The sequence below is a fragment of the Flavobacterium ichthyis genome, assembly GCF_009915155.1.
In the GTDB taxonomy this organism is placed as follows: Bacteria; Bacteroidota; Bacteroidia; order Flavobacteriales; family Flavobacteriaceae; genus Flavobacterium; species Flavobacterium ichthyis.
The window spans coordinates 44581-64938 of record NZ_JAABLM010000009.1; the positions used below are offsets into that span (position 1 = coordinate 44581).

A 20358-nucleotide genomic window follows, 5' to 3' on the forward strand; every position below is an offset into this window, starting at 1 on the left:
GGTTTTTCTCGCAGAGGCGCGAAGGCGCAAAACTGTTGCTATTTTCGAGACTTTGAAACTTGAAGCTTGAAACTTTGAAACTTGAAACCTGAAATTTGAAACTTTTTAAAAAACAACCTTTCCAAAAAAGCAGCAAGATAACTTTTTAGCCCCGTCCTGAAGTTTCGGGAGAAGCGGGAATTGCCTTTCCTGAAAATGCCTGATGATTCGCTTCTGAAAAAAATATATCTTTGCGCAAAATTATTTTTTATGACTGCTTTACAAACTACTATTGAAAATGCTTGGGAAAACCGCGCTTTGTTACAAGAAGAATCTACTACGAAGGCTATTCGGGAAGTAATTGAACTTTTGGATTTAGGAAAACTTCGTGTGGCTGAACCGTTGGAAAATGGCGGTTGGCAAGTGAATGAATGGGTAAAAAAAGCGGTGGTGATGTATTTTCCTATTCAGAAAATGGAAACTTTGGAAGCGGGAATTTTTGAATACCACGATAAAATGCCGTTGAAACGCAATTATGCCGAAAAAGGAATTCGTGTGGTTCCAAATGCGGTGGCGCGACATGGTGCTTATATTTCGAGTGGTGTAATTTTGATGCCAAGCTACGTAAATATCGGGGCTTTTGTGGATGAAGGGACGATGGTGGACACTTGGGCTACGGTGGGAAGTTGTGCTCAAATTGGAAAAAATGTTCACTTGAGTGGTGGTGTTGGAATTGGTGGCGTTTTGGAACCGCTTCAAGCAGCTCCTGTAATTATAGAAGATGGCGCATTTATTGGTTCGAGATGTATAGTGGTGGAAGGCGTTCGCGTGGAAACAGAAGCGGTTTTGGGGGCGAATGTTTGCTTAACAGCTTCAACGAAAATTATTGATGTTACGGGTGACGAACCTGTTGAAATGAAAGGTGTTGTTCCTGCGAGATCGGTTGTGATTCCTGGAAGTTACACGAAAAAATTTGCCGCTGGAGAATACCAAGTGCCCTGTGCATTAATCATCGGAAAAAGAAAACCTTCGACTGATTTAAAAACTTCTCTGAACAATGCGTTGAGAGAATATGATGTGGCGGTTTAGATATTTAGGATTTTAGATATAGGATTGATGACTTTAGAATTTTGCTACTTTACAACTCTGAAACTTTTGCAACTCTAAAAGAATATGAAAATACTTGTAATCCAGATGAAGATGATTGGTGATGTTTTGGTGAGTTCTATAATTTGCAATAATTTAAAAAGTGAATATCCAAATGCGCAAATCGATTATTTGATTTACCCGTTCACAGTTCCAGTTGTGGAAAATAATCCTAACATTGACAATTTAATTTTATTTGAAGAAAAATATTCAAAAAGTAAGTGGCAACTGTTGCAATTTATCCTGAAAATTAGAAAGCAAAAATACGATATTGTAATTGATGCTTATGGCAAACTTGAAAGTGCTATTATCACAAAGTTTTCAGGTGCATCAAAAAGAATTGGTTATCGACAGAAAGAAAAACTGAATGCGTATAATATAGCTGTAGATCATCATGATTTTCCAAAAAGTTATGCTGGCTTGGCAATTGAAAGGAGAGAAAATCTTTTTAAAGATCTGATGACCGAGCCTATCGAAAATCATCCGAAACTTTTTGTTACCGCAAAAGAAAAACAAGATGCTTACAATATTTTCTTGTCTAACGGAATAAATCCGGAGAAAGAAAACGTATTGATGCTAAGCATATTAGGAAGCGATTTGGATAAAACCTACCCTGAAAAATATTTGGTAAAACTTATTGAATTAATAGCAAAGCAGGAAAACATAAAACTGCTTTTCAATTACATGCCTAAGCAATTTTCTCAAGCCAAAGCTATTTATGACCAATGCTCTCAAGAAGCGAGAGATAAAATTAAACTAGAAATCATCGGTGAAAATCTTCGCTCATTTATGGGACTTATGTGGCATTGTAAAATGATGATTGGCAACGATGGTGGCGCAGTAAATATGGCAAAAGCCTTGAATAAACCCACATTTACGATATTCTCACCTTGGATTCAAAAAGAAAGCTGGAGTATTTTTGAAGATGGAAATTTTCACAAAGCGGTACATCTAAAGGATTTTGCACCACAACTTTTTTCTAACGTGAATAGGAAGACACTCAGAAAAAACTATCAAGATTATTACAAACGTTTTGAGCCCTTATTGATACAAGATAGCTTGATTACATTTTTAAACACTCATTTACCCCAACACAATGTATAAGTTTTTAATTTATATTTCGCATCCTTATAGCATCCCGATTGGAAAACCGCTTCAAATGGAGATTGAAAAACGCGGTTACCAAGTCTTTTGGTTTTCAGAATTAGAATATACCAAAGATTATTTTGTAGGTGATGAAAAAATATTAAACAGCGTTGAAGAGGTGTTAAATTACCAGCCACATATTGTTTTAACCGCTACTGATAGCGTTGCTGATTTTTTTTCGGGCATAAAAGTTCAAATTTTTCACGGATTTTCAGCTAATAAGCGACCTTTAATGAGTGACCACTTTAAAATTAGAGGGTTTTTTGATTTATATACCACTCAAGGTCCTTCTACGACCGAAATTTTTCAACAGCAGGCAAAAAAGTATGGTTTTTTTGAGGTGGTTGAAACCGGATGGTCAAAGGTGGATCCTCTTTTTCCGATTGAAAAAAAATCCGAAACAGAAAAACCTATAATTCTAATCTCTTCAACTTTTACTACCAGGTTAAGCTTGGCAAAAATTGACGAAGTTTATACCGAAATTAAGCGACTGTCTTTAACTGGAAAATATCAGTTTTTGTGCGTATTGCATCCAAAATTAGACCCTGAAACTAAAGCAAAATTTCAGGATTTAGAAGGCGAATTTTTTCAGTATTTTGACACCACTGATTTAGTTCCATTGTATAAAAAAGCCGATATGATGTTGTCCGACACTACCTCAGCTATAATTGAATTTTTGTTACAAGAAAAACCCGTAGTTACTTTTAGAACTAACAAGCCGGATGAACATTTAATAGATGTTACTGAGGTTTCCGAAATTGAAAATGCCATTGCTTTAGCCTTAACAAAGCCCGAAAAAACAATGACCGCAATTAGAGATTATATTACTTGGACACATCCTTATCATGACGGAAAATCCAGTGGTAGAGTGATTGACGCCGCTATCAATTTTTTAAACAAAGATAAATCACATCTCAAATCTAAACCGCTGAATCTAATTCGGAAATGGAAAATGAGAAAACGCTTGAAGTATTTTACTTTAAAATCTTACAATAAGCCCATTACCTTAAAATTATAAGATAATTTAGTTCTATAATTGTTCTATCCCATTTGGGATTTTAATTATTTTATGCTTTTCATTATAACTTCTAATCGCATTATTATTGGCCCAATTTTCGGGGCTGGAATATCCACGAGCGTGATCTAGGTGAATGCATATTGAACTGTATCTTACCTGTTTCGATAACAAGCCATAATTAAATAGTCGTTCTCCTAACTCTCGGTCTAATCCGCCATATTTCATATCGTGATTAAATCCGTTCACGGCAATAATATCTTTTTTAAATCCAGACGAATTATGCCCGTTCCATGAACGTTTTGTGGGTGTTACCCAATTCATAAACATCGCAAAAATCTTGTTATGTGTGAGCTTGGTATTTTTAAACCCTAGTTTTAAACCATTTTTTCTTAACCAAGATAATTGGAAACAATTTTGCGAAATAATATCTGTTTCGGAAATAAGTTCGGAAATATTCATAGGAAGTTTAAAGTAGCCTCCCGAAAGAAAGTAACCTTCTTGTTTTACTTTAAGATGTGAGGCCACGAAATCTTTTCGGGGAATACAATCTCCATCAGTAAACAACAAGTAATCAGAACCCGAAACTAAAATGGCTTTATTTAAAATCTTTGATTTTTGAAATCCGTTGTCTTCGTGCCACACATGAACAATGGGATGCTTAAATTGAGAAGAAAAACTATCGACTAATTCTTTAGTTTTTGATGTTGAACCATCATCGGCAATAATAATTTCAAAGTCAGTTTCGGTTTGAACGCTATAGCCAATTAAAACTTTGCGTAGCCATTCTTCTGCATTGTAAGTGGTGATGATGATGGATATTTTCATTGAAATTATTGAGAAGCGAAAAATACTATTTTTTACCAAATATTATTTCCAAAACTTCAATTTCTTTTTTAATCTTTTTTTTCTTTGAAAACGATATTGAAAATCAGCTGTATGTTTCCAAAGAGAATCAAAAATCACCTCTTCTTTTTCGCCTGAAACTTTAGCATATTCATTGCTCATGATGGCTATCATTTCCTTTTTAGGTGTTAATCTGCGGAGATTTTTCATCCGAAGGTCAAAGTCCATTTTCTTGTGAAATTTCATTCGGTTTAAATCCACCAAATAAAAATTGTAAAGAGCGCTTTCGTTCTTTTTTATCAGCGTGTTTCCGGGAGAATGGTCTAAAAATTCTATTCCTTTTTGATGCAATTGGTAGCAAAAGCGTGTAAATTGTCTCAGAATAATTTCATTTTCCGGGAATTCAGGGTTTTGCACTAGTTCTCTAAAAGTTAAATCGCAATTTAAATGTTCGCTTAAATAATAACTCTCTTTTAATCCTATAATATCATAATTTTCAAAAAAAGCGATGGGTTGCGGAGTTCCTATTCCGTTTTCTATCAAATAATTTGCAAATTCAAATGAACGTCTTGCTTTCGATTTTCTGAAATAACGGTACACAAATTTGTTTACCAAATTAGGCTTTTTGAAAGACTTGATGTTAATGGTTTTTCCCTCAAAATCAAAAAGTTTAATTTGATTTCTTTTTCGATCATCAAATTTTTTTCCTGATGTTGCAAAATTTTTAATTAGGTTTTGCAATAGGGCTTTCTTTCCTTTGAAATCAGGGTGTAACTTTAAATTCATTTGGTACTTTTATAAAATGTAAAACTAAATAAATTTAACGACTTAAATATTGATGTACTCCATTTTCAATCCGAATTGTTTTTTCTAGAATTGTTTTTTGTTCAATAGCGTTGTTGAGTTCGAGATTATGTTTAGAATTTGTTTTATGAAAAATATGGAAAACAATTCCGGCATACCGAAGTCTTTTGGCTAAAACTCCTTTGTTTCCCATTCTAATTACCAAGTCAGAATCTTCCCTGCCCCAACCTTCAAAATCTTCATTGTAACCATTTATTTCTATGAAATCTTTCCTCCAATAAGACACGTTGCAACCTCTAAATTTTTTAGAAATTCCTTGATGAGGTTTGTATAATTGTGCCAAAAATGGAAAGTATAAGGTTCTGGTTTTGTTTTTAATTTCTTTAGAAAAAAGGTTAAATGTAATTTTCTTTTTTCGAAAAATTTCATTTACAAAATCAGGCAAAATATTAACTCGAGAGCCATATAAATAAACGTTTGACTTTGCGTTAGTAATATGATCTTTTACAAAATTTTTATCGAGAATACAATCTCCATCCGCTTGAATTATGTAGTCAGCATCGGTTTCTGCAATAGCTTTATTTAGAATTTTAGACTTCCTAAATCCTTTGTCGTCCTGCCAGAAATGTTTAACTGAGGTATCTATTTTTTTTGAAAAAATATCAATCAATGCTTTGGTTTCTTTTGTTGAACCATCATCTGCAATAAGAATCTCATTTGGCAACTGAGTTTGATTTTGAACGCTTTTGAGGACCAATTCTAAAGCATTAGGCCAATTGTATGTGGAAATTAAAAGTGCCGTTTTCATTTAGAAATTCTTTTATAAAGGTTGAGCGTTTTTAAAGCACAATGTTGAGTGGTGTAGTTTTTGGTAAATAAATCATAAGCTTTTTGCGCAAATTTATTTTTTAAATCTTCATTAAAAATCAGTTGGTTTATTTTTTCCGCCAATGATTTATAATCTTTTACTTCTGTTAAAAAGCCATTTTCTCCATCGATTAAAATTTCGGGAATACCACCTGCAGCGGTAGAAACAACAGGCGTTTTTTTATAAAAAGATTCGTAGATTGTTAAAGGAAATCCCTCTCTTTCTGAACTCATCACGTACAGCTCAAATTCGGAAATAAAGCTTGATGCATTTTCTAAAAACCCAACTAAGGAAATATTATTTTGAAGTTGATATTGCTCGATTAATGCTGTAATTTCCGGTGTAATTTTTGGGTTAATACTTCCTAATTGAATCAGATGAACGTTTCTGATATTTTTAATATTTATCAATTCATTCATTGCCAAAATAAGCGTCGGCAAATCTTTCGCTTTAACATGATTAGCAATATTACCAATTATAAACTTAGATTGCTCAATTTTTAAAAAGTCTTTTAACTTATAGTTGGGCTCTTTTATCCTAGAAACTGATATCCCGTCATATATTACCTCTAACTTTCGATGGTTTTTAGGGCTTAAAATTTGCGAAAATTCATTTTTAACTTTTTTAGAAACGCAAATTACCGCTGATATATTTTTGTAATTATACTTCAGTTTACTTAACACGCTACTACTGTTTCCCATTCCTTTTTTTGAAAAAACCGTAGGCGTTTTTAAACTGTAAAGAATATCTGACAATGTAAAAACCGTCAGAGAATCACTCGTATGTAAGTGAATTACATCTGGCAGTTCTTGTTTGACAATCTTTTTTATCAATTTATAATTAGAAAATTTATTTAGTTTTTTTTGATCAGAAGTCAAAAACTTAATATTGTGTCTTCCACATTCACTCTCGAGAGGACTATTTTTAACGCCAAAAACTACGCTTGCCACATTCAGTAATTCTAATTCCGAAATTAAATCGATTAACTGCTGCTCATTACCTCCCCAACTACGAGCTCCTGAAATATGCAAGACTTTCATAAAATTTATTTGTTTCTTTGCAAATATAACTCCAATTTTAAAATACTGATGCAAGAGATTAACCAAGAAATCCATAACGCATTTGAAGTTATCCAAAAAGGCGGAATCATTCTCTATCCCACAGAAACTGTTTGGGGAATTGGCTGTGATGCTACAAATGCAGAGGCTGTTGCCAAAATTTATGCCTTGAAGAAACGCGAGGAAACCAAGTCGATGATTGCTTTGGTCAACGGCGAACGCATGATTTACAATATTTTTAAAGAAATTCCTTCGGTGGCCTGGGATATTCTAGACTTGTCAGAAAAACCTACCACGCTTATTTTAGACAATCCTAGAAACGTGGCCGAAAATTTAATTTCTCCAGATAAAACTTTGGGAATTAGAATCATAAAAGAACCATTTGCGTATAAACTTTTGGAACGAATGAAAAAACCACTCGTTTCTACTTCGGCAAATATTTCGGGAATGCCCACTCCTGTTTCCTTTAAAGAAATTAGCGAAGAGATTTTAAAAGGTGTTGACTATGTTGTAAATTTGCCCAACGAAAAAATGACCGGAAAACCATCCGCCATTATCAAACTTACTAATGATTGCCAAGTGAAAATTATTAGAAAGTAGGTTTTATTTTTCAGTTTTTTGCCACTGATTCACTGATTTTTTTATGATTCAAATCAGCGGCTAAAACAATTAGCCACGAATAAAAAATGAATTACACCGAATCCTTACAGCATCCCATTTTCAACATTATCTCCAAAGCCGCAAACGAACTTGGTATAGAAACCTACGTTATTGGTGGTTTTGTAAGGGATTTGATTTTGAAACGAGATTTTAAAAAAGACATTGACATTGTGGCTGTGGGAAGCGGAATTGAGCTTGCGTTAAAAGTTTCGGAATTATTGCCAAACAAACCCAAAGTTCAAGTTTTTAAAAATTATGGGACTGCAATGTTGCGTTACTTTGACACCGAAATTGAATTTGTTGGCGCCAGAAAAGAATCCTATAATTTTAATAGCCGAAATCCAGAAGTGGCTCCCGGAACATTAAAAGATGACCAAGACAGGCGCGATTTTACCATCAACGCTTTGGCTATTTCTCTTAACGAAAATAATTTTGGAGAACTCATTGACCCGTTCAACGGATTGCAAGATTTGGAAGAAAAAATCATCCGAACGCCTTTAGATCCTAACATCACATTTTCTGATGATCCGTTGCGAATGATGCGTGGCATCCGGTTTGCCGCTCAATTGAATTTTGAAATTGAAAAAAATTCCTTCGAAGCCATCGCTAATAATAAAGACCGAATTAAGATTATTTCTGGCGAAAGAATTGTGGACGAACTCAACAAAATTTTAATGACCGCAAAACCTTCGGTTGGATTTTTGTTGCTTTACCAATCAGGTTTGCTCGATATTATTTTACCAGAATTAACGGCTTTGCAAGGCGTTGACGAATCCGAAGGACAAACGCATAAAGATAATTTTTACCATACTTTAGAAGTCGTTGATAATATTGCCCCAAACACCGAAGATGTTTGGTTGCGTTGGGCTGCATTACTTCATGACATTGGAAAAGCTCCTACCAAAAGACATCATCCTAAAAACGGCTGGTCGTTTCACGGGCATGAATTTGTAGGCGGCAAGATGGTAAAAAAATTATTTACCAGATTACACATGCCACTCAATCATAAGCTGAAATACGTGGCTAAAATGGTCATGATGAGTTCACGTCCCATAGTTTTGTCACAAGATTTGGTTACGGATTCTGCCGTAAGACGATTGGTTTTTGACGCTGGCGAAGACATCGAAGATTTGATGATTTTGTGCGAAGCCGATATCACTACCAAAAATCCAAATAAGTTTAAAAAATACCATAACAATTTTAAAATTGTCCGCCAAAAAATCGTGGAAGTGGAAGAACGTGACCACGTTAGAAATTTCCAACCGCCAATTACAGGTGAAGAAATTATGGAAACTTTCAACCTAAAACCAGGACGCGAAATTGGTGTGTTGAAAGAAGCCATTAAAGAAGCCATTCTCGAAGGAGAAATCCCGAACGAGTATAATGCCGCATACGAATTTATGATGCAAAAAGCGAAAAAAATGGGGTTGGAAAAAGTTGCTAAATAAAAAAGTTTCAAAGTGGCAGAGTTGCAAAATAGCAAAGTAATAAAGTTTTAAATTGGCAAAATTTCAATGTCTCATTTCAAAAGTAAAATTATAAAATCCATTATAATGAATACATTCCGAGATTTACTCATTTGGCAGAAAGCAATGCTTTTAGTAACAAAAACTTATACAACTACCTCAAATATTCCAAAAGAAGAACTTTTTGGACTCACTTCTCAATTACGAAGATGCGCTATTTCAATTCCAAGCAATATTTCAGAAGGCTTTGGAAGAGGCTCAAACAAAGATTATCATCGCTTTCTAACCATTTCGATGGGCTCTTTATCCGAATTCCAAACACAAATAGAAATCGCCTTAAATCTAAAATATATTTCCGTTGAAAATTTTGACCAGATTTTTGAGGAAAGTCGAGAACTTGAAAGAATGTTAAGTTCTTTTATCAAAAAAGTCAAAGAGACTATATAAATTAAAAGTTTTCACTTAATAACTTCAAACTTTGAAACTTTGAAACTAAAAAATAAACGATGAAAAAAAATTTCCCTATCATCACCAAAATTGCGCTAATTTTAGTCTATTTAGTGATTGTGGCTGGAGCCGTAGTTAGAATGTCAGGTTCAGGAATGGGTTGCCCGGATTGGCCAAAATGTTTTGGGTATTACATTCCACCAACTAATATTTCGGAGTTGACTTGGGAACCTTCGCATGAATATTTAAAGGGACAAGTCATCATCAGAGGCGAAAAATTATTCGTGGCGCAAAACGATTTTGTTTCAACAGAAAATTTCGACGAAAAAAACTGGACCGTTTACACCAAACACGATTATGCCGAATTTAATCCCACTCACACTTGGGTCGAATACATTAATCGATTATTTGGCGCTCTAGCAGGATTGGCTTGCCTTGTAATGGCAATCGCCTCTTTTTCGTTTTGGAAAAAAAACAAAAAAATTACTTTACTTTCTTGGTTAGTGGTTTTCTTAATGGGATTTCAGGCATGGCTTGGCGCAACAGTCGTATATTCGGTATTAAATCCTGTAAAAATTACAATTCACATGGTCATGGCATTAGTGATTGTATGCGTGATTCTTTACATTTTACATGCGGCAACCGAAAAAATTTCTATCAAACGAAAGTTCGACAAAGTTTTTGACAGCCTTTTAATAATCGCTTTAATTTTATCGCTTACGCAAATTATACTCGGGACTCAAGTACGCCAGTTTGTAGATGAACAAGTGAAACTTTTAGGATACAATCGCATGGCCGAAATACTGCAAGACCCGATAATTGGCTTTTACATTCACCGAACCTTCTCGTTTGTAATATTGGCAGTAAATATAATTCTCATTAGCCGAAACCGTAAATTACAATTAGGTTATAAAAAAATCAATTGGGTTTTATGGTTTTTAGGATTAGAAATTCTTTCGGGAATTTCAATGTATTGGTACGATTTCCCATTTGGTTCACAATCGATTCATTTGGTAATGGCATCACTACTTTTCGGAACACAATTTTATTTAATCTTAGAAAGTAAAAGCGCCGAAAAAAATACGTTTGAAGAAATCATGTAATTTTTTTGAAAAAAGCTATAACAGATTTTGCTTGTTGAGAGTGTAATTTTACCATACAAATAAATTACTAATCAACTAAAATTATATAGTTATGCCAAATTCAACCGAAATTAAAGGAAACTGGAACGAACTAAAAGGAAAACTGAAACAAAAATTCGCCGATCTTACAGACGATGATTTACTTTACGAAGAAGGTAAAGAAGACGAAATGTGGGGACGCGTACAGAAAAAAGTAGGGAAAACCGAAAAAGAAATTCGTTCTTTATTAGACTAATCAACCATTATATAATAGAGTCCACTTTTTTTGAACAATTTTGCCGTATCTCAATTTAATACATAATTGATTTCCTGCAAGAAAACTAAAAAAAATTGCATTCTCTCCAAAAGCTGTTTCAAAATTTTCACTTGTATTTTGAAACAGCTTTTTTATTCTAACCAATTTTTAAAATCGGAAACCCTTTCCCGACTCACAATAATTTCTTCGGTTTTATAAGTTGGCAAAATAACCTTCAACCGTGAGTTGCTGTACACTACAATATCTTTGATAGATTGCATAGGCACGATAAATTTTCTGCTTACGCGAAAAAAATCCTTGGGGTTCAATTCCGCTTCTAATTGTTCTAAAGTAACATCTAACAAATAATCCCTATTGTCTAAAGTGTGAAGGTAAGTGCCTTTATTTTCACTAAAAATACATTCTACTTCATCCATATTCACCATTTTAAGATGCGTTCCGGTTTTGATGGTAAATCGTTTTTTGTAAGATTTTTCATCAGGATTAGCAAACATTTTTTTGATAGTTTCAAAATCTAAAGAAATTGATTCACTAATTGGTTGTCTCGACTTAAATTTTGCTACCGCAATTTCTAAATCGTCATCATCAATTGGTTTGAGCAAATAATCGATACTGTTCAGTTTAAAAGCCCGAAGCGCATATTCGTCATAAGCTGTTGTAAAAATTATAGCACTTTTAATCTTGATAGTTTCAAAAATTTCGAAAGACAATCCGTCTGACAATTGAATGTCGAGAAAAATTAAATCCGGATGATTATTGTTTTGAAAATAAGCAATCGATTCTTCAACCGAATGCAACAATTTTTCTATTGATAATCCTAATTTTTCAACTTTGCGTTGCAACAATCTTGCGGAAGGCTTTTCGTCTTCAATGATGATTACTTTCATGTTTCAAGGTTTAAAGATTGAAAGTTTAAAGTTTAAAGTTTAAAGTTTAAAGTTTAAAAAACTCGAACTTAAAACGCTTAAACCTCAAGAGTAACAATTACTCCCATTTGCTATTTTTTTCCTTATCCATAATTTCTCTTATTTTCCTTTCTTCCCAATTGTTTCCTAAAAATGCACTAGTTCCAAAAACGCCCAAGGCATGAAACGCTAGACCAATTCCCCAGAAAAATGCAGTGGAAAAGGTTGAAAATTCAAAAAATTGATCTCCTTTATCTAGGTTAAAATATTTTAATGAAATTAAAAAAAGATTCACTAAAATGTACACCAGTAAATGTCGGTAAAAGCCTGCGATTTTTTTTACTCTTTGTGAGGCACGCTCATATCTTTGTTGTTCTAATTGAGTTAAATTTTCCATTTTGTAATAAAGTTAAAGTTGATTATTGTTTTTTTGTTTGACTCTTTCTTCTTCCATGAATTTGGAAATCTTTTTTTCTTCCCATTCTCTTGAGAAAAAAAATGTCAGTTGAAAAGCTTCAAGTCCGTGAACCAAAAGTCCAGTTCCCCAACCTAACATTGAAAACCAAAACCATTGAAATTGCGGAACAAATTTGAGGTTTATAAAAATCAAAATTGGGATTACGATGCAGTAACACGTTAAATTACAGTAGAAACTTTTAATGTTTTGAGCTTTTTTTTTGGCTTGTTCGTAACGCATTTCTTCGGTTATAAAATTTTCCATAACTAATTCCATTTTTCAAATTTATCTTTATTGAGCAACTCTTGAATTTTTCGTTCTTCCCATTTGCTACCCAAAAAAGGCAAGTAATTAAAAACTGTCATTGCGTGAATGAGCACTCCAATTCCCCAGCCTAAAGCAGGAAATAAAAACCATAGATATTTTGGATAAGTTACTAAATTTAAAATAGCCAAACCTAAAATTACAATCACATATACTGTAAGATGACTGTAAAATCCTTTGATATCTTCTACCCTTTTTTGTGCTTTTAAATAGATGTTTTGTTCCGAAGTGTTGTTAGTTTCCATAAATAAAATTTGTTTTGTGAGCATCGGCAAAGCCACTCTAAAAATCGCTTTATCTTGCTCGATTAATACTTTTCTGTTGGTAATAATGGCGTATCGGTTGATGATATTTTGCAAGCCAACGCCTCGCCTATCTTGCAAAACTTCTTTTTTTTGATAATCGTTTTCCACCATTAAATATTGGTCTTGTTCGTAAATCCGAATGTGTAATGGTTTAGCTTCACTGGCAACATTGTGTTTTACGGTATTTTCTAACAAAAGCTGCAAAGAAAGCGGCACCACTTTGGCTTCTGGATTGGCAATTGTATCAGGCAATTCGTAAAAAACGCTGTTTTCAAATCGCATTTTCAACAACTTCATATAGGTTTTAGCAAAAGATAATTCTTCCTCCAAACTCACCAATTCTTTGTCTTTATGCTCCAAAACATAGCGGTAAATTTTTGACAGCGAAGCCGTAAATTTTTGGGCATTATCCGGATTTTCCTCAATTAAAGACGACAGCACATTTAAACTATTGAACAAAAAATGAGGATCAATCTGATTTTTTAAACTTTCAAATTGAGCCGATGCGGTTCCGGCAATCATTTTTTGTTCTTTCACGCGGTTTTCGTTGTAAGCTTTGTAAAAATAAAAAGCGTGAATCGCAAGGGTTACAACAAATGTTATGAGCGTTGCTACAATATAATTTGCAAAGGTTTCTTGAGTGAAAAATTCTTCAAAAGTCCTTCCTTCAATAATGACGTCTTCAAAAATTCGGAGTAAAAAAATGGTGAAGATTGTAATGATGAAAGAGATGAAAAACCCCAAAGCAATTCGTTTTGGCGTAAATCTATTTTTTTCAAAAATTTTATCTAACCAAATAAAAACCGCCGCATTTATCATGTAGAGCACCAATCCGTAAAGCATGGTGTAACCAAAATTGGTCAGCATTTTATAGTCAAAAGCAATGCTTGATCCCGCCATAAATCTTATTCCAACCAATATCATAAAAACCACAAAAGAGATGATTGTAGCGTGAAAAAGTTCTTTGATTAGTTTCTGTATCATTTTTTCTGAAATTAAATTTTTAAAAATTTACTATCGTTTAATTTTTGTAAAATTTTGCTATGCAATCGATTTTAAATGTAGCAAAAAGTTTGTCAGCTTTTAAAACAACTTCGCAATCGCTTTGAGGTTGTTGGGCTTGAATTTTAAATCCATTTTAAGATTTGTCTAAACACAAAAATCCAAGATTGTTAGTATCGTAAAAGTAAAAATTGTGCTCATGCTTATTGTTTTATTTGAAGCAAAGTTGCATCAGTTTTGTTTCTTGGCATAAAAAATATTTCTGAACTGTAGAATTTCGCGGATGAATTGTAAAAAATGTATTTGGAAAAATACTATTTTTGATTTTAATAAATTTTTAAGATGAAAAAACTGATAATATTGCTTTTGATTTCAATGTCAGTAAAAGCTCAAAAGAGTTTCGAAAGTGGCTCGTATATTACGAACGATGGAGTAAATAAATCTGGACTTATAAAAAATGTAGGTTGGAATGCGACTCCGGAAAGTTTCATTTTTAAAGAATCGGAAAGTCAGGATTCAAAAACGATAACTTCTGAACAAGCAAATGAATTTCAAATAAGTGGCTTTAAATTTAAAAAATTCACTTTTGACTTGGATGAATCTGTCAATAAATTGAGTCAAATTTCAGAAAATCGTGAACCTAATTATCAAACTAAAACCGATTTTTTAAGAGTTTTATTGGAAGGAAATATCAGTCTTTACGAATATTCAAAAGGTAATATCACACGCTTTTTTATTAGTGAAAATAATTCGGGAAAACTGATACCTCTGGTTTACAAAAAGTACAAACAGAAGGATAAAGTTTTAGAAAACACTGAATTTAGAAAACAACTCTCTTTATTATATCAAAACCAAAACGCAACGGTTCCCAAAATTTTAAAGGTAAATTACAACCGGGAAGATTTAACCGATTTCCTACAGCAATACGACCCAAATGCAATCTCACTAAAATCGACCGATGCAGCAAAGTTGAATTTAAAAATTTTGCTGGGAGGTGGAATTGCGAATGCCAAGGCAACACGTTTACATCATCTAAATTCTTTCAATATTGACGACATCTTTGGCTTAAAAATTGGTATAGAATTGGAACATATTTTTGCTTTTAACAGAAATAAATGGTCGCTTTTTGTTGCGCCAAACTTCCAAACATTCTCAAGTAAAAAAGATATTGTTTACGGAAATAATTTAAGCCATAAATCCGAATTAAAAAATAATTTTTTGCAGTTTCCGGTTGGTGCCCGACATTATTTCTTTTTAAACGATAATTCAAAAATATTTGTAAATGCAGGTTATGCTTTCAACTTTTTATCATCAAAATTCAGCTACCAAAACGACACTGTCAAAACTAAACCAAATGCCGGATTTTTAGCAGGAATAGGCTTTAACTACAAAAAGTTTGGACTTGAAGCACGTTACGAACCTGCCAGACAAATTCTCGAAACAAACCGTTTTTACACAGTAGATTTCCAACCTTATACTTTAACAGCGAGTTATACTCTATTCTAAATTTTTTCGCTAATTTTAGAAGAAAATCAGCATCATGAAAATCCCTGAAAATTACCTTCCCGTAATGCCTTACCTCATTTTAAACAAGGCAAATGATTTTTTCGAATTTGCTAAAATTGTTTTTTCGGCAAAAGAACAACTCATCGTTCCTGCGGAAAATCGAGGAATCATGCATGGCGAAATTAAAATTGGCGACGCCGTAATCATGTTTGCACAATCTACAGAACATTGGCATCAAAAAACTTCGGGAATATTTTTGTTCGTGGAAAATGTAACCGAAACATACAATTTAGCGGTGAAAAAAGGTTCTAAAAGTTTACAAGAACCCGGTTTGCAAGATTATGGTTTTACGGCCGGTTTTGAAGATCCTTTCGGAAATCAATGGTGGATTAATGAAGCTGAAAAATAATTTTTTTGAAATGCTCAAAATCAATAAAATCCATCACGTTGCTATCATTTGTTCGGATTACGAGATTTCTAAAAAGTTTTATACCGAAGTTTTAGGATTTCAAATCAAACAAGAAATTTTCAGGGCAGAACGAAATTCGTATAAACTCGATTTATCACTTGATGAAAATTATGTCCTCGAACTTTTTTCGTTCCCAAATCCACCTAAAAGACTTTCATTCCCGGAAGCTGCTGGATTGCGGCATTTGGCATTTGAAGTGAATGATTTAGAGGAAACACGGCAATATTTGGAACAAAAAAAATTAAATCCCGAAGCCATCCGGATTGATGAATTTACCGGAAAAAAATTCACCTTTATTGCAGATCCGGACGGTTTGCCAATTGAATTTTACCAAGCCTAACAATCATTCAATACATAAAATTAGGAAAAAGCCAAACCTAAAATTTAGAATTTATATTTTACCTTTGACAAATAATTTTTAGGATATGATTTATAAATTTAGAGCAATTCTTGACGCCGAAGAAGATGTTTTTAGAGACATCGCGATTGATGAAAATGACAACTTGGAAGATTTGCACAACGCTATCGTAAATGCATTTGGTTTTGATGGTTTAGAAGTGGCATCTTTTTACACAAGTGATGATACTTGGAACCAAGAGGAAGAAATCCCCATGTTTGACACGGGAGATGTTCCGGGCGAACAAAAAACCATGGCAGATTATACGCTAAACGCCATTCTTGATGAAGAAAATACTAAAATTATTTACGTGTATGATTTTATTAACATGTGGACATTTTTAGTAGAATTAGCCGCTATTGAAGAGCATGAACCAGGACAATCGTATCCGCAGGTTTTATTTTCGGTTGGCGAATTACCGGCAGAAGCCCCAGAAACTGACTTTAGCGATTCTGGCGAAGACGATTTTGATTATGACGACGACGGATATGATGATGATTTAAACGACTTCGAAGACATGGATAACTTTGAAGATTTCGGTTTCGAAGAAAATTGGAACTAAATCATTTTTCAAAACTAAAAAATTTCAATTAAAATAACCTTTTTTCAGCAGTTGCTTTTGGTAATTTCGCTTACGCAAAATTCAGAAAAGTGCAACATTGGCTTGTCCAAAATTTTACAACTTTCCCTTTTATGATCAACCTTTTTAACACACATATTGAAACACTTTCCATTCACAGAGTGGGAAATAAAAGCCGTAATGAAGCCCTTTTTTTATCGGAAAACACTTACGGATTAAACGATGAAATCATGCCGCTTTTAAAAGAATTTTTCTTCAAGCCATTCCGAGAAAAAGAAGAAAATTATTTCCAATTTGCCCATGATGTAGATTTAGAATATAACGATATGTTCAACTTCGCTTCGGAAATTTTCGCAAATCCTTCGAGTGTTCACGATGTTTCAAAAAAAATTACCAAACATTTATTTGAGCAATCCAATCATCCCCATATTAAAAATGGTGAAGTTTATGTAACATATCTTACCAATTTAAGCATTGACAACAATGTTGTTGACGCCATCGGTATTTTTAAAAGTGAGCTGCAAACGGATTTTTTGCAATTTGAAGAAAAAGAAAGCAACCTTGAAATGATTTTACAACAAGGAATCAACCTTAATAAACTTGACAAAGGTTGTCTCATTTTTAACCATAAAAAAGACGAAGGTTATAAAATTTTAACGGTTGATAGTAACCGTTACGATGCCAGATATTGGTTAGAACATTTCCTTTCTGTAGATGCTTTTCAGGATGAGAATTTTATCACCAAAAAATATCTAAAATTCTGTCAAGATTTTGCCAAAGATGTTGTGCTTCCGGCCGAAGACAAAAAAGAGGAAGTAATGTTTATGAACCGTGCCGTAAATCATTTTGCCAAAAACGATGAATTTCTTGAGCAAAATTTTTTAAATGAGGTAATCGACAATCCGGATTTAATGGCTGAATTTAAAAACTATAAAGTGGACAAAGGCGAAAAATACAGCATTGAAGATGTAACAAGTTTCCCAATTGCCAATGCCGCTGTTTCTGATGCGAGAAAAAAGATTAAAAACGTCATTAATTTGGACACCAATATCCAGATAAAATTAGACTTTATTAACCCTGAAAGTGCCGAAAAATTTGTAGAAAAAGGGTGGGATGAAGAAAAACAAATGTATTACTATTTAGTGTATTTCAACAAAGAACAAAAATCATAAAAATTTCCCCGCATGTCGGGGATTTTTTTTGGTGATATTCGAATGAAAAACAGTAAGTTGTCTTTAAATTTGTAGTATCTTTGCACCCGCTATGAAAACAATAAATCACCACCTTTTTATTTTTTTTACTTTTTGCGGAATTTTTTCGGCAAAAGCACAATTCATTCAAGTTGACGACACTTATACCCCACAACAACTTGTTGAAAATATTTTAGTTAACAGCACATGCGCTACAGTTTCAAACATTTCTGTTTTGGGCGGAAATTTTGCTGATGGTTCTCAAAGTTACGGTTATTTCAACGGAAATTCCAGCGGTTTTCCTTTCACCGAAGGTATCATTTTAAGTTCAGGTCGCGCGGCTTCGGCAGTTGGACCAAACAATAGTTTACTGGATGATGGCGGAGGAATGAATTGGCCTGGAGATCGAGATTTAGAAGAAGCATTAGAAATTAATAACTCTATAAATGCAACCCTTTTAGAATTTGATTTTGTGCCGCTTGGCAATAAAATAAGTTTCCGGTACATGCTTTCTTCAGAAGAATATCACGACAATGCACCTTGCCGATACAGCGACGGATTTGCATTTTTGCTTCGCGAAGCTTCTTCATCTGTTTATCAAAATTTAGCTGTAGTTCCCGGAACTTCAATTCCAGTAAAAGTAACATCAGTTCGCCCGCAAATTGGCGGTTCTGGTGGTTGCGAAGCACGGAATGAAGAATATTTTGGAGGATTTAATGGCGCCACACATCCTACTAATTTTAATGGTCAAACCGTTCCGATGATAGCTGAAGCCGAAGTCATCCCTGGAACTTTGTACCATATTAAATTAGTAATTGCTGACGAAGGAAACTACCGTTATGATTCGGCTATTTTTTTAGATGGTGGAAGTTTTACCGTAGAAACCGATTTAGGCAACGACCGTTTGATTTCCAACAACAATCCTTTGTGCCAAAACGAAACTTTGCTATTAGATGCCACAAGTGCTTTTGCAACCCAATATGATTGGTATGTTGATGGGGTTTTGCAAGCGGTTCACACCCCAGATTTTTTAGTGGAAAATCCCGGAACTTACACCGTAGAAGTGACGCTTTCAGCTGGCTGCATTTCCACAGGAGAAATTGAAATTGAATATGCTACAAATCCTACTGGAATTAACAGTACTTTGATTCAATGTGATGCTGATAATGATGGATTTGCCGCTTTTAATTTGTTTTTAGCCGATAGTTTAATCGTGGGAAGTGATCCGGATATTATGGTACAAAACTATTATTTTTCCGCGATTGATGCCCGAGATGGTACTACACCAATTCCCAATCCGGATAATTTTACGAATACACAAAACATTGTTTACGCCAGAATTCTCAATAATTACGGTTGTGTTGGCGTTGCCGAATTGACGCTTGATGTTTCGAACAACATATTGACAAATCCGCCAAATATTGAAGAGTGCGACGTTGACAGTGATCCTTCGGATGGATTTTATGTTTTCGATTTAACCGAAAACGAATCTGCAATTTTAACAAATTTTCCCACTGGATCAGTCCATTATTTTACTTCGGAACAAAACGCACTTTTGAATCAATCTGAAATCACATCGCCAGAGAATTTTGTAAATACGAATGCCTTCAGTCAAACGATTTACGCCAAATTACGCAATGGAAGTGATTGTTTCGGGATTGTTTCGTTTGAAATTATTGTGAATTCTTTTGGCGAAAGCCTAAATGACGTTACCAGAATTATTTGTTCGGGAACGCCAATTACCTTGAATGCAGGAGCTGGTTTTAGCAGTTATACTTGGAACACAACGCCACCACAAAATACGCAAACCATTACCGTGGATAATCCTGGAACCTATACGGTTACTGTTACAAATGCTAATAATTGTGAAGGCACAAAAACTTTTACCGTAACAGGTTCATCCGTTGCCACAGTGCAAAATGTGGAGATCAACGATTTTAACGGCGGAAATAATTCGGCGACTATAATTTTAACACCAGATAGTATTGGCGATTATGTGTATAGTTTAAGTGGAAGTCCGTTTCAAACAAGTCCTGTTTTTGAGAATCTGTCTTCCGGCGAATACACTGTTTTTATTGCGGATCAAAATTTTTGCGGCACGAGTTCACATACTTTTTTTGTGATGGATTATCCCAAATTTTTCACGCCAAATGGTGATGGTTACAACGAAATTTGGCGTATTCCATATCTTCAAACACAACCTAATGCTACCGTAAATATTTTTGACCGCTATGGAAAATTACTGTTTTCATTTAAAGGAAACCAGCCCGGATGGGATGGCACTTTTCAGGGTAAAAATGTATTTTCAAATGATTATTGGTTTGTGATTTCGTTAGAAAACGGTCGCACAATTAAAGGGCATTTTTCATTGATTCGATAGTTTTTTGTTA

General features: G+C 34.0%; 22 protein-coding genes. 14 read left to right on the top strand and 8 right to left on the bottom strand.

The features are described 5' to 3' along the window. Positions 1 to 249 precede the first annotated feature (249 nt). The 3 genes from GV828_RS08675 (at position 250) to GV828_RS08685 (ending at position 3289) form a co-directional block, all read left to right on the top strand. Positions 250 to 1068, top strand: coding sequence for a 2,3,4,5-tetrahydropyridine-2,6-dicarboxylate N-succinyltransferase (locus GV828_RS08675; protein WP_166537091.1), 819 nt, complete (start codon positions 250 to 252; stop codon positions 1066 to 1068). An 84-nt stretch (positions 1069 to 1152) separates the two neighbouring features. Then, positions 1153 to 2229, top strand: a complete 1077-nt coding sequence (locus GV828_RS08680) for a glycosyltransferase family 9 protein (protein ID WP_166537092.1) — start codon at positions 1153 to 1155, stop codon at positions 2227 to 2229. Continuing rightward, positions 2222 to 3289, top strand: a complete 1068-nt coding sequence (locus GV828_RS08685) for a CDP-glycerol glycerophosphotransferase family protein (protein ID WP_166537093.1) — start codon at positions 2222 to 2224, stop codon at positions 3287 to 3289. Before GV828_RS08680 ends, GV828_RS08685 begins: the two co-directional genes overlap by 8 nt. 12 nt (positions 3290 to 3301) lie before the next feature. On the opposite strand, the gene GV828_RS08690 is transcribed toward GV828_RS08685, so the two are convergent. Genes GV828_RS08690 through GV828_RS08705 form a run of 4 tightly spaced genes read right to left on the bottom strand, consistent with a single transcriptional unit; the run spans position 3302 to position 6844 of the window. Continuing rightward, a complete protein-coding gene (locus tag GV828_RS08690) occupies positions 3302 to 4114 on the bottom strand; it encodes a glycosyltransferase family 2 protein (RefSeq protein ID WP_166537094.1) in 813 nt (270 codons plus the stop codon). Between the two features lie 42 nt (positions 4115 to 4156). After that, positions 4157 to 4918: a lipopolysaccharide kinase InaA family protein gene (locus GV828_RS08695; protein WP_166537095.1), complete on the bottom strand. Its 762-nt coding sequence runs from the start codon at positions 4916 to 4918 to the stop codon at positions 4157 to 4159. A 34-nt stretch (positions 4919 to 4952) separates the two neighbouring features. Beyond that, a complete protein-coding gene (locus GV828_RS08700; protein ID WP_166537096.1) occupies positions 4953 to 5744 on the bottom strand; it encodes a glycosyltransferase family 2 protein in 792 nt (263 codons plus the stop codon). Continuing rightward, positions 5741 to 6844, bottom strand: coding sequence for a glycosyltransferase family 4 protein (locus tag GV828_RS08705; RefSeq protein ID WP_166537097.1), 1104 nt, complete (start codon positions 6842 to 6844; stop codon positions 5741 to 5743). Before GV828_RS08705 ends, GV828_RS08700 begins: the two co-directional genes overlap by 4 nt. Positions 6845 to 6892: 48 nt before the next feature. On the opposite strand from GV828_RS08705, the gene GV828_RS08710 reads away from it, so the two are divergent. The 5 genes from GV828_RS08710 to GV828_RS08730 all read left to right on the top strand — a co-directional run bounded on the left by GV828_RS08710 (position 6893) and on the right by GV828_RS08730 (position 10812). Continuing rightward, complete coding sequence (locus GV828_RS08710) at positions 6893 to 7462, top strand: L-threonylcarbamoyladenylate synthase (protein WP_166537098.1); 570 nt, start codon at positions 6893 to 6895, stop codon at positions 7460 to 7462. An 86-nt stretch (positions 7463 to 7548) separates the two neighbouring features. After that, a complete protein-coding gene (locus GV828_RS08715) occupies positions 7549 to 8970 on the top strand; it encodes a CCA tRNA nucleotidyltransferase (protein ID WP_166537099.1) in 1422 nt (473 codons plus the stop codon). Positions 8971 to 9036: 66 nt separating this feature from the next. Continuing rightward, on the top strand, positions 9037 to 9435 hold the full coding sequence (locus tag GV828_RS08720) for a four helix bundle protein (protein ID WP_317163819.1): 399 nt from the start codon (positions 9037 to 9039) through the stop codon (positions 9433 to 9435). A 59-nt stretch (positions 9436 to 9494) separates the two neighbouring features. Next, a complete protein-coding gene (locus tag GV828_RS08725) occupies positions 9495 to 10538 on the top strand; it encodes a COX15/CtaA family protein (RefSeq protein ID WP_166537101.1) in 1044 nt (347 codons plus the stop codon). Positions 10539 to 10629: 91 nt separating this feature from the next. Further along, positions 10630 to 10812: a CsbD family protein gene (locus GV828_RS08730; protein WP_166537102.1), complete on the top strand. Its 183-nt coding sequence runs from the start codon at positions 10630 to 10632 to the stop codon at positions 10810 to 10812. Positions 10813 to 10964: 152 nt separating this feature from the next. Here GV828_RS08730 and GV828_RS08735 read toward each other — a convergent pair whose 3' ends face one another. The 4 genes from GV828_RS08735 to GV828_RS08750 all read right to left on the bottom strand — a co-directional run bounded on the left by GV828_RS08735 (position 10965) and on the right by GV828_RS08750 (position 13808). Beyond that, on the bottom strand, positions 10965 to 11720 hold the full coding sequence (locus GV828_RS08735) for a LytR/AlgR family response regulator transcription factor (RefSeq protein ID WP_166537103.1): 756 nt from the start codon (positions 11718 to 11720) through the stop codon (positions 10965 to 10967). 97 nt (positions 11721 to 11817) lie between these two features. Then, a complete protein-coding gene (locus GV828_RS08740; RefSeq protein ID WP_166537104.1) occupies positions 11818 to 12135 on the bottom strand; it encodes a 2TM domain-containing protein in 318 nt (105 codons plus the stop codon). 12 nt (positions 12136 to 12147) lie between these two features. Continuing rightward, positions 12148 to 12459, bottom strand: a complete 312-nt coding sequence (locus tag GV828_RS08745) for a 2TM domain-containing protein (RefSeq protein ID WP_166537105.1) — start codon at positions 12457 to 12459, stop codon at positions 12148 to 12150. 2 nt (positions 12460 to 12461) lie between these two features. Further along, the gene (locus GV828_RS08750; RefSeq protein ID WP_166537106.1) at positions 12462 to 13808 is read right to left on the bottom strand and encodes a 2TM domain-containing protein; all 1347 of its coding nucleotides are present in this window, start codon (positions 13806 to 13808) and stop codon (positions 12462 to 12464) included. Positions 13809 to 14168: 360 nt separating this feature from the next. Here GV828_RS08750 and GV828_RS08755 point away from each other — a divergent pair, with 360 nt between their 5' ends. The 6 genes from GV828_RS08755 to GV828_RS08780 all read left to right on the top strand — a co-directional run bounded on the left by GV828_RS08755 (position 14169) and on the right by GV828_RS08780 (position 20348). Further along, the gene (locus GV828_RS08755; RefSeq protein ID WP_166537107.1) at positions 14169 to 15332 is read left to right on the top strand and encodes a porin family protein; all 1164 of its coding nucleotides are present in this window, start codon (positions 14169 to 14171) and stop codon (positions 15330 to 15332) included. Between the two features lie 34 nt (positions 15333 to 15366). Next, complete coding sequence (locus tag GV828_RS08760; RefSeq protein WP_166537108.1) at positions 15367 to 15741, top strand: VOC family protein; 375 nt, start codon at positions 15367 to 15369, stop codon at positions 15739 to 15741. A 10-nt stretch (positions 15742 to 15751) separates the two neighbouring features. Further along, positions 15752 to 16141, top strand: coding sequence for an SMU1112c/YaeR family gloxylase I-like metalloprotein (gene gloA2, locus GV828_RS08765; RefSeq protein ID WP_166537109.1), 390 nt, complete (start codon positions 15752 to 15754; stop codon positions 16139 to 16141). An 85-nt stretch (positions 16142 to 16226) separates the two neighbouring features. Further along, complete coding sequence (locus GV828_RS08770) at positions 16227 to 16760, top strand: plasmid pRiA4b ORF-3 family protein (protein WP_166537110.1); 534 nt, start codon at positions 16227 to 16229, stop codon at positions 16758 to 16760. A gap of 131 nt (positions 16761 to 16891) precedes the next feature. Beyond that, positions 16892 to 17950: a nucleoid-associated protein gene (locus tag GV828_RS08775; RefSeq protein ID WP_166537111.1), complete on the top strand. Its 1059-nt coding sequence runs from the start codon at positions 16892 to 16894 to the stop codon at positions 17948 to 17950. Between the two features lie 91 nt (positions 17951 to 18041). Next, positions 18042 to 20348 (top strand): choice-of-anchor L domain-containing protein, encoded by a 2307-nt coding sequence (locus tag GV828_RS08780; RefSeq protein WP_166537112.1) that lies wholly within the window; start codon positions 18042 to 18044, stop codon positions 20346 to 20348. Positions 20349 to 20358 lie beyond the last annotated feature (10 nt).

Bases quoted from the DNA above. Each gene is read 5' to 3' on its own strand.
- GV828_RS08725 (WP_166537101.1), top strand. From the start codon at position 9,495: ATGAAAAAAAATTTCCCTATCATCACCAAAATTGCGCTAATTTTAGTC.
- GV828_RS08695 (WP_166537095.1), bottom strand. From the start codon at position 4,918: ATGAATTTAAAGTTACACCCTGATTTCAAAGGAAAGAAAGCCCTATTG.
- GV828_RS08750 (WP_166537106.1), bottom strand. From the start codon at position 13,808: ATGATACAGAAACTAATCAAAGAACTTTTTCACGCTACAATCATCTCT.
- GV828_RS08680 (WP_166537092.1), top strand. From the start codon at position 1,153: ATGAAAATACTTGTAATCCAGATGAAGATGATTGGTGATGTTTTGGTG.
- GV828_RS08745 (WP_166537105.1), bottom strand. From the start codon at position 12,459: ATGGAAAATTTTATAACCGAAGAAATGCGTTACGAACAAGCCAAAAAA.
- GV828_RS08730 (WP_166537102.1), top strand. From the start codon at position 10,630: ATGCCAAATTCAACCGAAATTAAAGGAAACTGGAACGAACTAAAAGGA.
- GV828_RS08700 (WP_166537096.1), bottom strand. From the start codon at position 5,744: ATGAAAACGGCACTTTTAATTTCCACATACAATTGGCCTAATGCTTTA.
- GV828_RS08685 (WP_166537093.1), top strand. From the start codon at position 2,222: ATGTATAAGTTTTTAATTTATATTTCGCATCCTTATAGCATCCCGATT.
- GV828_RS08775 (WP_166537111.1), top strand. From the start codon at position 16,892: ATGATCAACCTTTTTAACACACATATTGAAACACTTTCCATTCACAGA.
- GV828_RS08710 (WP_166537098.1), top strand. From the start codon at position 6,893: ATGCAAGAGATTAACCAAGAAATCCATAACGCATTTGAAGTTATCCAA.
- GV828_RS08740 (WP_166537104.1), bottom strand. From the start codon at position 12,135: ATGGAAAATTTAACTCAATTAGAACAACAAAGATATGAGCGTGCCTCA.
- gloA2 (WP_166537109.1), top strand. From the start codon at position 15,752: ATGCTCAAAATCAATAAAATCCATCACGTTGCTATCATTTGTTCGGAT.
- GV828_RS08770 (WP_166537110.1), top strand. From the start codon at position 16,227: ATGATTTATAAATTTAGAGCAATTCTTGACGCCGAAGAAGATGTTTTT.
- GV828_RS08690 (WP_166537094.1), bottom strand. From the start codon at position 4,114: ATGAAAATATCCATCATCATCACCACTTACAATGCAGAAGAATGGCTA.
- GV828_RS08715 (WP_166537099.1), top strand. From the start codon at position 7,549: ATGAATTACACCGAATCCTTACAGCATCCCATTTTCAACATTATCTCC.
- GV828_RS08760 (WP_166537108.1), top strand. From the start codon at position 15,367: ATGAAAATCCCTGAAAATTACCTTCCCGTAATGCCTTACCTCATTTTA.
- GV828_RS08705 (WP_166537097.1), bottom strand. From the start codon at position 6,844: ATGAAAGTCTTGCATATTTCAGGAGCTCGTAGTTGGGGAGGTAATGAG.
- GV828_RS08675 (WP_166537091.1), top strand. From the start codon at position 250: ATGACTGCTTTACAAACTACTATTGAAAATGCTTGGGAAAACCGCGCT.
- GV828_RS08720 (WP_317163819.1), top strand. From the start codon at position 9,037: ATGTCTCATTTCAAAAGTAAAATTATAAAATCCATTATAATGAATACA.
- GV828_RS08735 (WP_166537103.1), bottom strand. From the start codon at position 11,720: ATGAAAGTAATCATCATTGAAGACGAAAAGCCTTCCGCAAGATTGTTG.
- GV828_RS08755 (WP_166537107.1), top strand. From the start codon at position 14,169: ATGAAAAAACTGATAATATTGCTTTTGATTTCAATGTCAGTAAAAGCT.
- GV828_RS08780 (WP_166537112.1), top strand. From the start codon at position 18,042: ATGAAAACAATAAATCACCACCTTTTTATTTTTTTTACTTTTTGCGGA.